This window comes from Cohnella faecalis (assembly GCF_003570905.1).
In the GTDB taxonomy this organism is placed as follows: Bacteria; Bacillota; Bacilli; order Paenibacillales; family Paenibacillaceae; genus Cohnella; species Cohnella faecalis.
The window spans coordinates 1,293,415-1,306,643 of record NZ_QXJM01000039.1; the positions used below are offsets into that span (position 1 = coordinate 1,293,415).

14 protein-coding genes and 1 pseudogene are annotated in these 13,229 nt (G+C 56.0%); 10 read left to right on the forward strand and 5 right to left on the reverse strand.

Annotation, left to right across the window (positions count from 1 at the left end; genetic code table 11):
- The first annotated feature begins 19 nt into the window (after window positions 1-19).
- Complete coding sequence (locus D3H35_RS19005) at window positions 20-577, forward strand: NUDIX hydrolase (RefSeq protein WP_119150765.1); 558 nt, start codon at window positions 20-22, stop codon at window positions 575-577.
- A gap of 22 nt (window positions 578-599) precedes the next feature.
- The gene (locus tag D3H35_RS19010) at window positions 600-1,274 is read left to right on the forward strand and encodes an NAD(P)H-dependent oxidoreductase (protein ID WP_119150766.1); all 675 of its coding nucleotides are present in this window, start codon (window positions 600-602) and stop codon (window positions 1,272-1,274) included.
- A gap of 83 nt (window positions 1,275-1,357) precedes the next feature.
- Here the strand turns inward: D3H35_RS19010 and D3H35_RS19015 are convergent, their stop codons facing one another.
- Window positions 1,358-2,830 (reverse strand): DHA2 family efflux MFS transporter permease subunit, encoded by a 1,473-nt coding sequence (locus tag D3H35_RS19015; RefSeq protein ID WP_233567999.1) that lies wholly within the window; start codon window positions 2,828-2,830, stop codon window positions 1,358-1,360.
- Window positions 2,823-3,278, reverse strand: coding sequence for a MarR family winged helix-turn-helix transcriptional regulator (locus D3H35_RS19020; RefSeq protein WP_119150768.1), 456 nt, complete (start codon window positions 3,276-3,278; stop codon window positions 2,823-2,825). The genes D3H35_RS19015 and D3H35_RS19020 overlap by 8 nt, the downstream gene beginning before the upstream one ends.
- A gap of 362 nt (window positions 3,279-3,640) precedes the next feature.
- On the opposite strand from D3H35_RS19020, the gene D3H35_RS32630 reads away from it, so the two are divergent.
- Window positions 3,641-4,090: a hypothetical protein gene (locus D3H35_RS32630; protein WP_233568069.1), complete on the forward strand. Its 450-nt coding sequence runs from the start codon at window positions 3,641-3,643 to the stop codon at window positions 4,088-4,090.
- A complete protein-coding gene (locus tag D3H35_RS19025; protein ID WP_233568059.1) occupies window positions 4,033-4,407 on the forward strand; it encodes a sporulation protein YunB in 375 nt (124 codons plus the stop codon). Before D3H35_RS32630 ends, D3H35_RS19025 begins: the two co-directional genes overlap by 58 nt.
- A gap of 1 nt (window position 4,408) precedes the next feature.
- Here D3H35_RS19025 and D3H35_RS19030 read toward each other — a convergent pair.
- Window positions 4,409-5,454: pseudogene (locus D3H35_RS19030) on the reverse strand (M23 family metallopeptidase).
- 111 nt (window positions 5,455-5,565) lie between these two features.
- On the opposite strand from D3H35_RS19030, the gene lipA reads away from it, so the two are divergent.
- From lipA to D3H35_RS19050, 3 genes are all read left to right on the forward strand, one after another.
- Window positions 5,566-6,459: a lipoyl synthase gene (gene lipA / locus D3H35_RS19035; RefSeq protein ID WP_119150770.1), complete on the forward strand. Its 894-nt coding sequence runs from the start codon at window positions 5,566-5,568 to the stop codon at window positions 6,457-6,459.
- A 233-nt stretch (window positions 6,460-6,692) separates the two neighbouring features.
- Window positions 6,693-7,685, forward strand: a complete 993-nt coding sequence (locus tag D3H35_RS19040; protein ID WP_119151225.1) for a YutD family protein — start codon at window positions 6,693-6,695, stop codon at window positions 7,683-7,685.
- Between the two features lie 786 nt (window positions 7,686-8,471).
- Window positions 8,472-9,557, forward strand: a complete 1,086-nt coding sequence (locus D3H35_RS19050; RefSeq protein ID WP_119150771.1) for a hypothetical protein — start codon at window positions 8,472-8,474, stop codon at window positions 9,555-9,557.
- Here the strand turns inward: D3H35_RS19050 and D3H35_RS19055 are convergent.
- Window positions 9,535-10,332 (reverse strand): NAD kinase, encoded by a 798-nt coding sequence (locus D3H35_RS19055; RefSeq protein WP_119150772.1) that lies wholly within the window; start codon window positions 10,330-10,332, stop codon window positions 9,535-9,537. The two genes, D3H35_RS19050 and D3H35_RS19055, sit on opposite strands and share 23 nt — an antisense overlap.
- An 83-nt stretch (window positions 10,333-10,415) precedes the next feature.
- Complete coding sequence (locus tag D3H35_RS19060) at window positions 10,416-11,684, reverse strand: nucleoside recognition domain-containing protein (protein WP_119150773.1); 1,269 nt, start codon at window positions 11,682-11,684, stop codon at window positions 10,416-10,418.
- Between the two features lie 128 nt (window positions 11,685-11,812).
- On the opposite strand from D3H35_RS19060, the gene D3H35_RS30885 reads away from it, so the two are divergent.
- From D3H35_RS30885 to D3H35_RS19070, 3 genes are all read left to right on the forward strand, one after another.
- Window positions 11,813-11,986: a hypothetical protein gene (locus tag D3H35_RS30885; RefSeq protein ID WP_158594191.1), complete on the forward strand. Its 174-nt coding sequence runs from the start codon at window positions 11,813-11,815 to the stop codon at window positions 11,984-11,986.
- A 115-nt stretch (window positions 11,987-12,101) separates the two neighbouring features.
- A complete protein-coding gene (locus tag D3H35_RS19065; protein WP_233568000.1) occupies window positions 12,102-12,503 on the forward strand; it encodes a globin domain-containing protein in 402 nt (133 codons plus the stop codon).
- Between the two features lie 22 nt (window positions 12,504-12,525).
- Entirely contained in the window at window positions 12,526-13,227 is a 702-nt protein-coding gene (locus D3H35_RS19070; protein ID WP_119150774.1) for a DUF2225 domain-containing protein, read from the forward strand.
- Window positions 13,228-13,229 lie beyond the last annotated feature (2 nt).

Here is a 13,229-nt window from a genome sequence, read left to right on the forward strand (position 1 = left end):
ATTCATCGAGGTGACGCGTATGCAAGTCAATTACTGTTCATCGTGCGGAGCGGCAATGGAAGACAAGAATGTGGACGGAACCGTCCGCCGGGCGTGCACTCGTTGCGAATTCGTGCATTGGGGTAACTATAGCATCGGAGTCGGAGCGCTCGTCGTCAAGGAAGGCAAGCTGCTGCTCGTCCGACGCGCGCAGGAGCCGGGCAAAGGGTATTGGACGAATCCAGGCGGCTATATCGAGCAGCTCGAACCGATTCAAGCGACGGTCGAGCGCGAGGTTCTGGAGGAATCCGGCGTGAGGGCAGCCGTGAAAGCCGTTCTGGCGCTTCGCGATCAGCCGAGATCGATTCATAACGTTTATATCGCTTTCGGAATGGAATACGAAGACGGGGAGCCGACTCCCGATGGCATAGAGGTCGACGGAGCCGGCTTTTTCAGCCCGGAGGAGATGGAAACGATGAACGTGGCGCCCTTCACCCGCTGGCTTGTCGACGTTGCCGTGAACGGTCGCTCCGAAGGGTTGACGCAGGACGCGGAGCCGATCGTTCCGCTTGGCGGGTACGGACTGTTCCGAGCGTAACATCCCGGGAGGCGAATGAAGCATGAGCGATAAGGAAGCGATCAAGCAGGCGATACTGGCGGCGCATCATTTCAGACATTCGACGAAGGCGTTCGATCCGGATAGACGCGTATCCGAGGACGATTTTCGGTTCATTCTGGAGACGGCCCGGATGTCTCCAAGCTCGGCCGGGTTCGAGCCGTGGAAGTTCGTCGTCGTTCAGAATGCGGTGCTGCGGGAGAGGCTGCGGCTAGTGTCGTGGGGCGCACAAAAGCAGCTCCCGACCGCCAGTCACTTCGTCATTATTCTTGCCAGGAGAAACGTTCGTTACGACTCGCCGTATATCGAGGATTTGTTCAACAACGTCAAAAAAACGCCGCCCGACATTTTCGCCAAGATCCCGCAAATCTACAAGGATTTTCAGCAGTCGGACTTTCATCTGCTGGAAAGCGACAGAGCGCTGTTCGACTGGTCGTGCAAGCAGACGTATATCGCGCTTGCGAACATGATGACCGCAGCCGCTCAGATCGGTGTCGATTCATGCCCGATCGAAGGCTTCAGCTTTGACAAGGTTCACGCTATTCTAGAGGAAGAGGGGCTGCTCGAAGGCGGAAACCTGGACGTGTCTGTCATGGTCGCTTTCGGCTACCGGGCGCATGATCCGAAGCGTCCGAAGACGAGGCAAGAGCTGGAACGGATCGTAACGTGGATTCCATAAATGTCGGAAAAACAAACAGAACTCCATTCCCGCCGCTAAGGGGGATGGAGTTCTGTTCGTTTCTATGGGATGGATGCCGCGTCTTAAGCTGCTTTTTCCTTCTGCGGCTCTTCTTGCGGTTTCGTTTTCTTAATGAAGAACGCAAGCACTAGTGCGCCCACCGTCATCCACGTTGCGACTACGAAAGCGTGGTTGATGCCGTAGACGGTCGCTTGCTGGGCGATTTCCGCCATTTTGGCTTTGTCCGCCGGATCTACTTGTCCGGCGATAGCGAGCTCTTTGCCATGCGAAGCGGCTTTGTTCGTCATGAGAGTGACGAGAAGAGCCGTTCCGAGCGCGCCCGCGACGTTACGGAGCGTCTGCGACATCGCCGAGCCGTGCGCATTCAGTCGTTGCGGCAATTGATTCAAGCCGGCGGTCTGGATCGGCATCATTAGCAACGACATGCCGAACATCCGCAGCGTGTACATTACGATGAGAAACGAATAAGTCGTGTCGACGGTCAGCCTGCTGAACTCAAACGTCGTTACCGTCGTGATAATCAAACCGACGACGGATAGCCAACGAGCGCCGATTTTATCGAAAATGATGCCGGTGATCGGGGACATGATCCCCATAAGGATGGCACCGGGGAGCAGCAGCAGCCCGGATTCCACCGGCGTGAAGCCGCGAATGTTCTGCAAGTAAATCGGCAGCAGGATCATCCCCGAGAACATCGCCATCGTAATAATGGCGTTGATTCCCGTCGTCAACGAGAACATGCTGTATTTGAACACGCGGAATTCCAACAGCGGCTTATCGGCTACAAGCTCGCGCCAGATGAACAGGACGAGCGAAAGCGTTCCGACGACTAAGCAAGTAATGACGACGGGGCTGTCCCAACCGGCGCTGCCGGCGTCGCTGAAGCCGTACAACAATCCGCCGAATCCGATTGTGGAGAAGATAACGCCCAGCGTATCCAGCTTCGGCGAAGAAGTCTTGGTGACATTCTTCATGGAGAACGCGCCGAAGATCAAGGAGATGATCGCTAACGGCAATACGATGTAGAAAAGGACGCGCCAAGAGTGATGCTCGACGACCCAGCCGGACAGCGTCGGACCGACGGCCGGTGCGAAAATCATGGCTATTCCCATGAGACCCATTGCTTTTCCTCGTTCGGATACGGGGAAAATCGTCAGCGTGACGATGGACATGAGCGGCATAAGAATGCCGGCTCCGGCAGCTTGAACGAGACGGCCGGTCATCAGGAAGCCAAAATTATAGGAAAGGGCGCAGATGATCGTGCCGATGGCGAACAGGCTCGTAGCGACCAGAAACAATTTTCGGGTCGTAAACCGGGCGATCAAGAAGGCGCTGACCGGAACGAGGACGCCGTTCACGAGCATGTACCCGTTGGACAGCCATTGAATCGTATTTTCGTTGACGTTCAGATCTTTCATCATGACCGGGAGGGCGACGTTGAGCAAGGTTTGGCTAAGCAGGGCTACGAATGCCGCTATCATTAGCGCAGCCATGATCGGTCCTCTTCGCAAGGCGGTTGTTGTCGGATTACTCATGATTCGTTTCTTCCTCTCTGACTCGGTGCAAAATTTGAACGATCTGGTTATGAATGCGTTGCAAGTGAGCCTGGTCTTCCTCGGCCAGCTCCAGAAGGGGGGCAAGTCGTTCCAAACGGGTTTGGTGAGTTTGCTTCCACATATCATTGCCTTTGTCCGTTAACTTCAATATAACGTTGCGCCGATCGGTATCCGATCGTTCTCGCGATACCAAGTCCGCTTTAACCATCCGGTCGATGATTCCGCTGGTCGTGCTATTCCCGAGATGAAGCTGCTCGGCCAATTCGGACAACCGGATTTCGGGGCAATTGTTCAAGATTCGGAGCACCATGAACTGAAGCGGCGTTACCCCGTGGTGTTGAGCGGCTTTTTGCATGCCCTGAAAAAAGGCTTGATTGACCTCGCGAAACGATTTGAAGATATCCAATACGCGCTGCTGGTCATCCACGGCGTTCCCAACTCCCTCTATTTTGTTTCTCATACAAATATTTCGTATGCGAAGTATTATAGATCGGTTGTTTTAGGAAAGTCAATCGATTCCTTTTATTCCAAAAGCATTCTTTTGCGCATTGGACGAATATCCGTCACCTGCATCCGCATAGCATGGAACAAGAAATCCATGCGGCCGATCCGTCTAAAGGCGGTCGTTCGAGCGGAGAGGCGGGAAAAGCCGTGCGGCGAAGGTGGGGAAGGGGATTCGATCTGTCTCGTCGTATGCCGGCGCCGAGGGCCGCGCCCCGAAAATGGGGAGGAAGACGCGGATTACCGTCCTCATTTCCTTCCGGGGGCGGGCAGGCGCCAAAGCGGTGGATGGCGAGGAAGCCGCGCAGACGGTTCCGGAGGAAGCACGTACTTATCGCGTTTCTGTTTTTTATTATGTTTGCTATCGTTCAAACGTTTGTTTTTTTCGATAGGGAGCTGCGCGAGCCGCTCCTGTTTTTGGCCAAAATCCGCATTAATCAAATGGCGACGGAAGCGATTAACAAGGCGATTACGGAGGAAGTGGCTCAGGGAGCCGATGCCGGAAAGCTCATTCAATGGAAAATGAAGGACGACGGAAAAATTTCGGGCTTTCTCATCGATTACCGCGAGCAGATGAAGGTTATCGCGCGTACGGTGGAGGTCGTGGATCGGGTGCTAAAAGAACAAGCAAGCGTACCGGAGCACATACCGATCGGTCACGCGTTGAACAGCCCTTTGTTATCGTCCTTCGGCCAAGCGTCTCCGTCAAATTCCATCCCGCAACGGCTGTCAAGGTAGACGTCGGAACCCGCCAGCAGAACGCGGGCATCAATATGCTGCTCGTCGAAGTGTACGTCCGTATCCGTACGGAGATTGCGGTCGTTATCCCGTTCGATCAGGCGCCGGAAAGTATACAGACGGACATTCCGCTCTCCTACGCGCTAATTGTCGGCGATGTTCCCGCCTACTATTACGACAGCAGCGGCAATCCGGTCGGCAGCGATGCGGCGCGCGCGCCCGCGATTACTCTTCCTTCCAAGCCGGAAGGGGGCTCGTTCCCGTCGGCCGAAACGCCGACGCCGAAATCGGCCGAAGCGGGAACGAGCGGCCACTGATTTATTTTTGCCTGTCAACCTTGAGAGCTTTTTTCTCCGCGCTTTCCCACCGGTGAAGCATCGGGTACGGATCGAAAGCCCATTCCACGAGGCCCCTGTCGCGATAGACGCCATAATGGAGATGGGGCGGGAATTTTCCTTGCGTACCCGGCCGGCCGTAGCCCGAGCTGCCGACCCATCCGATTACCTGGCCCGGACGAACGACATCTCCGGGCTTGATCGATTTCTCGTAGCCGGACAAATGAGCGTAGTAATGATACAGATTGTCCAAATCACGAATGCCGATCCGCCAGCCCCGAAAGGATTCCAGCCCTTTACTTCGACGATGCCGAAGCAGGTGCTTCGGACCGGAACGCCATATCCGGCGAAAATGTCGGTTCCTTCGTGAATGCGGTATCCGCCCCAGCTTCGCCGATTTCCCCATGTGCTGCGATACGAGTAGACGCTGCTGACGGGAAGGGGAAACGCATGCTGCGTCAGTTCCAGCTTGCCGTAGGTTTGGTATATTTTTCTGAACTGTTCGACCCGCTGAACGGAGCGGGTATTCTGGTAATATTCCCACAGCCCGATTGCGAAATCGTCCTTGCCGTTCCCGTACTTAGCGATCTGCGAAGCGACCGAAAAAAGCAAGTCCGCGTCGTTGTCCCTGTCCGCGATTCCGTCCCCGGAGCCGTCGCGGCCGATCCCGTGAAAAAATCGGATTGATCCGGGCTTGGAGTCATCCGAATCGGGGTTCAACTCGCCGCTCCATCGCTCCTTCGGAATGAAAATTCCGGAAATGGCGTCTTTTCGGATGGGTCTGGTGCGCGGATGAGCGCGGGCCATCGTTCTTTCGTATTGATCGATAGCGGCTAGCGTGCGCCAGTCCATACGGGTGGCAGAGCTTATACGGGCATACAGCTTCATTCGTTCGGCGAACGCGTCCGGCGGTTTTGGCGCGGCGGCGTGCGACGACGGAGCGGGACTCGATGCGACGGCAGCCAATGCGACAGCCGAGGCCGTTAAAATCGTTCGAATAAGCAAACCCGGCTGTCGGGCGAGATTCATCCACCATCGGATCAGCAAGTTGGATCGCCTCCTTGCACCGTAGGTTTCGCAATAGATTGGTTTTTATCCGAATCGTGCTATAATAAGGGAACGTGAAAGCGAGGGATATCGATGGGGACTCGGACGAAGGAACCTAAGCCGGACTGGCTGCGCATCAAGCTGACGACCGGCGATTCCTACAAGGAAATCAAGGACATGATGCGGACAAAGACTCTTCATACGGTTTGCGAAGAAGCTCGTTGTCCGAATATATACGAATGCTGGGCGAACCGAACGGCCACGTTCATGATTTTGGGCGATATTTGTACGCGGGCTTGCCGTTTTTGCGCCGTTAAGACGGGCTTGCCGACGGAGCTTGATCTCCAGGAGCCCGAGAGGGTGGCGGAAGCCGCGGAGCAGATGGGACTGCGGCATTGCGTCGTCACCTCCGTAGCGCGCGACGATCTGAAGGACGGAGGAGCTTCCATCTTCGCCGCTACGATTCATGCGATTCGCGCGAGAATGCCGTTGTGCAGCGTGGAAGTGCTCATTCCCGATTTTCTGGGGGACGAGGCGTCGCTCCGAATCGTAATGGACGCCAAGCCGGACATTTTGAATCATAATATCGAGACGGTCGAAAGGCTGTCGGATCGCGTTCGCGCGAAAGCGAAATACAGCCGTTCCCTGGAGCTTCTTCGCAGAGCCAAGGAAATGCAGCCGCAGATTCCGACAAAATCGAGCATTATGCTCGGAGTAGGCGAGACGATCGAGGAGGTTCATCAGGCGATGGACGATTTGCGAGCCGTCGATGTGGACATCCTTACGCTCGGTCAATATTTGCAGCCGTCGTCCACGCATTTGAACGTGGAGCGATACGTGCATCCGGATGAGTTCGCAGAGCTCAAAATCGTAGGCAAGTCCAAAGGCTTTTCCAGCGTGGAATCGGCGCCGTTGGTGCGCAGCTCGTATCACGCGCATGAGCAAGTCAAGACCGCCGCGGCTGCAGCGGCCGGCGCCAAAGGCTGATCGAACACGGACCGCGATAGCTTCGGCAACCCGCCTTCCCGGCCTTCAGGCTGGCGACGGCGGGTTGCTTTCGTTTCCGGCGGAGGTTTTTCGTTGAATTTTACCGGAAATCGGGTATATTGGAAACAGGGTCAGACATTCAGTGCCGACACGGGCAGACGAACGAAACGAACGGATCGGAAAGGTCAATCGTTCCGGCGGTCGTTTGGGAGGAGAACCGAATCGTGATATTCATGGCTGGAGGAAATGCATACGAGCTCGTTCATGAACATAAAACCGCCTGGAATCCGGAAGCGTTCCGCGAACGGTTCAGCGAGGTGCTGGAGCGCTACGACTATATCGTGGGAGATTGGGGTTACAACCAACTCAGGCTCAAAGGCTTCTTTAAGGAAGGACACTCACGCTCGACCAAAGATTCGACGATCGCGAGTCTGGTTGATTACATTAACGAATATTGCAATTTCGGATGCGCTTACTTCGTGCTGACCAAGCTGGATGCGACGGCTCTGCCGCCCGGAACGGAATTGACCGATCTGGAATCGGCCGCCGCTTCGGCCGCGGCTAGCGAAGGCGCGGAGCCGCAGGCGGCGGAAGCCGCCGTCGCTCCAACGACGGGAGGCATCCTGATGCGTTGGCCGCTCAAGGAGCGTCCGGGCGGCCCGGTTCGCACGCCGAGCATGTCTGCCGTCGCCAGAGCGGTTGCGGAGAGCGCCGAACGGAGAAACGCGAACGCGGGATCCCAGTCGGGCGGACGGTCGTCTTCCGACGGCCGACAGTCCGGTTATGGCGGCGGGAACCGTCAGGATGGCGGCAATCGTCAAGGCGGACGCTCGAACGGCAGCTACTACCAAGGGCAAGGGGATCGCAGGCAAGGCGGCGGAGGTGGAGGCGGAGGCCAAACGTCCGGCGGTGCGGGAGAAGGGCGGGGAGGCAAGCCCTCTTACCAGCAGCAACAGCGCGAGCGCGGTCCTCGCCAGCAGGGCGGCGACAGGAACGTCTCTTCCGGCGGTCAGCCTCGCCCGCAGCAGCAGGAGCGCGCAGTTGTCGAGCCGCCGCGCGCTGGAGAAGCGGCCGTCGGCGCACCGCGCGGAGACGCCGCGAAGAGCGGCGGTGGCGGCCGTTGGGGGCCAAGCGGCAAAAATCGCCGCAGGCAGCGTTACGGCGGCAAGCCGAATCACCAGGAAAGCTCGCACAGTCCCGAACCCGGCAAGCCGGGCGGCGAATAAGAAGATTCATATGTCCGATCGGTCGCTTAGACCGGTCGGGATTTTTTTGTTTGGAATACCTTCGTCTAAACGATACCGAAGGCGTTTTGCTCGCAGATGCGTAACCGACTTCCGAGAAGGAACCCAAAGCCGAGCGTGTCGTCGAGCCAAATCGAGCCGAGCTCGACTCTCGTGCCGGACTAACGCGGAGTGGGCTAAATCGCACCGATGATGCCACATAAGCCGTGGGGGGAGGGGGACGAACCGGATTCGATTTTGGAGTCGATCCCAACGCCGAATGATCCACGTTCCACGCCTGACCCGAATACGCACCGAGCCCCACGATCAACTGTAAAACATACCTTTATTTTTGATGATAGATCGGATTCAAACGATATTACCTGTAAATGTTACATTTGTTTGGGGCGTTTCTAGCGTCAAGCTCCGAAATGACAAAAAATAAATGCTCTTTTTGCAGTTCCATCCCAGCGGCGCATCTCAACAGGATGAATTGATGTATCTAATACAGTTATTCCGCTCACCTGTCAGACGAACTCCAATGAGGAAATCTGTTTACATTGTAGACATTGACCTCACTTCCGGGCTTTCAGGGAATGTGGAGATTATCACGGGCAAGCGGACGGTCATGCAGTATTTCCTTGAACCGATTACCAAGGGACTCGGGGAAAGTTTGGCGCAATGTCAATACTTCGACAAGATTGAAGCCGCGCAAGCCGAGATTTCGCTGCCGACCGTTCGATATAATCGAATATATAGCTGGAAAATACAAGAGTGGAGGTCGTTCCGATGGTCATCAAGCAACCGCTGACGCGCTTAGTTCCGGCCTTTTGGGCTATAGCTCTGACAATTGTTTTCGCGGATTTAATTTTAGCCCGCGTCGTACCCGGCGCACCGGAAGACAGGACGTTCGTTTACGCGGTTTTGTTCGACTTCATGCTGGTCGTTCCTGCATTATATTGGTTTCTTATGGTCAAAAAAAGCGGCAAAAAACGGTCCCGCGTTCTTCTGATCCCCGGGATCGGAGCGATTGTCGCCTGGTTGGCGCTTCCGGCAGCCGCACGCGCAGCCGTCTGGCAGGCCGCCGCTCCCATGGAGGCTTTCATTATCGCCTTTGAAGCGGCCATTATCGGATACGAGATCCGCCTTGTATACCGGGCCATACGACAGTTCCGCACGGAAAAAAGAAAGACGGCCGACACGGCGGAAGCGCTTCGCACCAGTATTGTCCACGCAGCCGGAACGGGGAAAATAGCTTCTGTGATGCTGCACGACATATCTATGGTCTACTTTCTGATTTTCTCTTGGAGAAGGAAGCGCCCGGCCAGCCAAACGGCGGAAGCCGGATTTTTCACTTACCATCGCGGCAATCAATGGATTTACCCGGCGGTGATAACCAAAATTGTGCTGTTCGAGACTGTTGGTCTCCATTTGCTCGTGCAGATGTGGTCGCCCGTTGCCGCATGGATCGTAACGGCTTTGGACGCGTGGCTGATTGCGCTGCTATGGGCGGATTACCGGGCTTCGGCGCTTCAACCCGTAAAAGTGGAGGAGGACGTTCTGAAGCTTCGATACGGACTGCGCATACAGGCGGACGTGCCGTTAGCGTCGATTGCTTCCATCGCGAAACGGGGAGAAGCGGCTATGGACGAAAAAAAGAGCAAGGACGAAATCGGCCCGCTCTATGGATCGGGCAACGTGAGAATCGAATTGAAGGCTCCGATTCGAGTCGAAGGACTGCTGTTTTTGCCGCGCGAAGCGACAATCATTGATCTGACGCTGGACGAGCCGGATGCTTTCGTGAGGACGATGAACGGCAGACTTCATGCGGAAGACGGCCTGCCTGCTTCTCCTATCTCGAATCCGAGCCGATGAACGCCTCGCGGACACGGTGCCAGAACGGGAACGGCCGGTACCTGGCGAACGTGATTTTGTCGTCGGCGACGCTGCAGCGGATCGACAGCACGCCTTCCATTTGCAGGATCAGATGGTCGATGCCGATATACAGAGGTTCCTCCGGGTCCGGAACGATGTCGCAATGGTGATGTTTGGGCAGGATGACGGAAGAGCCGAGCGTCCGGTACACGCGATTGTTGATGGAGGCGATCTCTGCGATTTGGAGCGCTTCAAGGGACGGATGAATAACCGCTCCGCCCAGACTCTTGTTGTAGCCGGTGCTTCCGGAAGGAGTTGAAATGACAATGCCGTCGCCGCGGAACATCTCGAACGGCTCGTCGTTAATGTCGATACCGGCTACGAGTGTTCCGTCCACGCATTTGAGCGTGAACTCGTTCAATGCGAGATAAGCCGAGGTTCCGCCTCGGGTCGTAATTTCAACGCGTATAAGAGGATATCTGACTTTGTTGGGCTCGGAAGTAGCGATCATTTCGACCAATTCGGGCAACTCGTCCTTTTGCCAGTCGGCATAGAAGCCCAAGTGGCCGGTATGAACGCCAATGAACGCTATGTCGTCTACGCGGGCGCGAAAACGGTGAAAGGCGTGCAGGAGAGTTCCGTCCCCGCCGATCGACAAGACGATATCGGGAGTCCCTTCGCTTCGTTCGAGACCGTGTTCGGATGCGAGAGCGTGGAACTTTTCCGCCAATTCGCGCGATAGCGGGTCTCCCCGGTCAAGCAATGCATATTTCAACGGATTGGCTCCTTTGCTTCGTGGCGATCCATAAATCTGATTCGATCATAAACAATAACGACGGGGAAAACAATCCCGTGACCTTAGTCCCTTTTCCTCCCAGAAAGCTTGTCGACCGCTAACGCGACGGCGCCTGCCGCCGCCAGAAGAGCGAGCGTTCCCGCCGCCGCGGCAAGCGTCCAGACGAAAGCATCCGGCGCGGAGCGAGTCGCCGTCGCCCACGTGGGGTAGCTTGCGCTGCCGGCCGCCGAGAAGTAAGGCCAAATCAAATAGGCGATAACGACAGCCATTACGCCGTGCAGCAATCGCGCCCGCGCGAACGGCCCGTACCGCCAGCCGGTCTGCCCCATCAGGCCGGCTACTTGGGCATGGACGGACAATCCCGCCCACGAGAGGATAAACGCCGCCGCGGCCAGCCTGTCTCCCATCGACAGAAGGGAGGCTCCTTCCGTGGAGCTAGCTGCCGATCGGGCTCCGAGCGTAACCTCGAAGACGCCGTTAACGAGCGAAGGGGACATGCCGGACGGAAGCCCGAATAAGTGCAGAATGCTTCCAGCCGCGTTCTTGAGTGGCGTAAGTACGCCGCTGTTCACGAGAAGCTCCAGTGACGCGGAAAAAAAAACAACCAGACCGCCGACGACGAACATCAGGGCGAGCGACGATTGAATCGATTGCTGCAGCATGGCACCGAAAGGGCGGCCGTCAGCCAGCCTTGCATGATGCATAGCCGCAATCGCGGCTTTGATTCTTCCGGCACCGTGCGTTCTCAAAGGCTGCGCGCGGATAGGGAGGTCCTTCGAAGCCGATCCTCCCAGGCGACCGATCAAGCCGAGCAAGATCGCTCCCCCGTAATGAGCGATGGCAAGAACGGGAATCGCAGCAGGCGTCTGAAAAAAACCGATGCACACCGCGCCGATCAGAAAAATCGGATCGGAGGTCGTCGTGATCGCGACGAGCCGCTCTCCTTGCTCCCGGTTCACCAAGCCCTGCTCCATCAGCCTGGAAGTCAAGCGCGCACCGACAGGGTAACCGGAGGCGAATCCCATGGCGACGACGAACCCTCCGGCTCCCGGCAGGCGAAACAGCGGCCGCATGAGCGGATCCATCAACGTACCGGCCAGATGAACGATGCCGAAGCCAAGCAGAAGCTCCGATAACACGAAAAAAGGAAACAGAGCGGGAAACAGCACGTCCCACCAGACAGACACTCCCCGCAATGAAGCTTGCAGCGCCGTATGCGGCATCGCCAGCGCAAGGCCCCCGATCGTCGCCGCCGTCGCCCCGACCGCAAGCATCGCTCCAATCCTCGATATACCGGAAAAGGCAGGCTGCTTGGTCGTTTTTGCCACCATACTCTCACCTCCATACCGTCTTGTCCCAATATATGAAGACGTTGCAAACTTTAGTGCCTTCCTTTCGAAACAAGGCTTTTTTTAAAATGGAACCGTTTGCAAAAAACAAGTGAAACGTTATCAAAACTATGGTACAATGGAACCAGAATAACGAAAACGAGCTTGCGCCGGTCTTGTCGGACGCCGCTCCGTTTTCCAAAGTGGGAGTGATGATTATGGCGGGCATCGTTGCAGGTTTACTTGTATGCGCTTTCGTCTATGTCATTCGCGAGTCGCTGGGCAGTCCCGAAGAAGAAATGTAGTGTGCAGACCAACTCTATACGCCATCCGATCGCCCTCCGGGCGATCTTTTGTTTTTATCGGCAAGCTCGACCTTTGTGCTATAATAAATTCATCCGAAAGGCGGCCCGGTAGGGCTTGAAGCCTATTAAGGGAGTGAATGTTCTGTCCAGCTACGACACGATTTACGAAGCAGTCGGAGGAGAGGCGGTCATTCGGGAAATCGTCGAAAAATTTTATCCGAACGTGCAGACGCATCCTCTGCTGGCGCCCTTGTTTCCCGAGGATATTCGGCCCGTCATGGAGAAGCAGTACCAATTTTTGACCCAATTTTTCGGCGGTCCCTCCCTTTATTCCGATGAGCATGGGCATCCGATGATGCGGGCTCGCCATTTGCCTTTTCCGATTACGCCGGAGCGGGCGAAAGCTTGGCTTGGCTGCATGGCCAAGGCGCTGGCCGACACTTCGATCCCGGAGCCGCTTCAGCAGCTTATGCTGGAGAGATTGTCCGGTCCGGCTTATCATTTCGTCAACACTTAACGAACCCGAAGGAGGAGCACTCTTGGAGCCGCTCTATCAAATAACGGTAACTTGCATTTGCTGCGACGCGTCCTATTCGACGTCGCGAGTCAGACCGAGCTTCAAACGCTCGATCCGGTCGGACACCGACTTCTGCTCTTATTTCAAAGAGATCAATCCGGATTTTTACGTCGTCCGCGTATGTCCGTACTGCGGGTTCGCATCGACGGAAAGCTTCGGGGAAAAGCTGAAAGAAACGCAAAAAAACGCCTATTACGAGAAAATAGGAAAACAGTGGAAAATGAAGGATTACGGCACGGAGCGTACGGAGCAGGAAGCTATGGAATGCTACAAGCTGTCGTTGCTGACTGCGCAAGTGATCGGAGAGAGAGACCGCGTCATCGCGGGTCTTCTTCATCATATTGCATGGCTGTATCGTTATGCCGGACAGAAGGAGCAAGAGCTGCGGTTCATCGCGTTCGCGAAGGATGCATACATACGCGTATATGAGACGGAGAGCGTGTCGTACAGCAATGCGCGGCTGCTTTATTTGATCGGCGAGCTTAATCGCAGGCTGGGCAACTTCCATGAAGCGGTTCGCTGGTTTTCAAGAGTCATTCACGACAAAAAAATCGTGGACGCTTCGATGATCAGGGCTTCGAGGGAGCAATGGACGGCGATTCGGGAGGAAATGACGGGGAAAGGGATGGATCTTCCGGAGGAAATGCAGCAGAGCGGCACTTGAAC

Bases quoted from the DNA above. Each gene is read 5' to 3' on its own strand.
- D3H35_RS19005 (WP_119150765.1), top strand. From the start codon at position 20: ATGCAAGTCAATTACTGTTCATCGTGCGGAGCGGCAATGGAAGACAAG.
- D3H35_RS19010 (WP_119150766.1), top strand. From the start codon at position 600: ATGAGCGATAAGGAAGCGATCAAGCAGGCGATACTGGCGGCGCATCAT.
- D3H35_RS19015 (WP_233567999.1), bottom strand. From the start codon at position 2,830: ATGAGTAATCCGACAACAACCGCCTTGCGAAGAGGACCGATCATGGCT.
- D3H35_RS32630 (WP_233568069.1), top strand. From the start codon at position 3,641: ATGGCGAGGAAGCCGCGCAGACGGTTCCGGAGGAAGCACGTACTTATC.
- lipA (WP_119150770.1), top strand. From the start codon at position 5,566: ATGGGGACTCGGACGAAGGAACCTAAGCCGGACTGGCTGCGCATCAAG.
- D3H35_RS19040 (WP_119151225.1), top strand. From the start codon at position 6,693: ATGGCTGGAGGAAATGCATACGAGCTCGTTCATGAACATAAAACCGCC.
- D3H35_RS19050 (WP_119150771.1), top strand. From the start codon at position 8,472: ATGGTCATCAAGCAACCGCTGACGCGCTTAGTTCCGGCCTTTTGGGCT.
- D3H35_RS19060 (WP_119150773.1), bottom strand. From the start codon at position 11,684: ATGGTGGCAAAAACGACCAAGCAGCCTGCCTTTTCCGGTATATCGAGG.
- D3H35_RS30885 (WP_158594191.1), top strand. From the start codon at position 11,813: ATGGTACAATGGAACCAGAATAACGAAAACGAGCTTGCGCCGGTCTTG.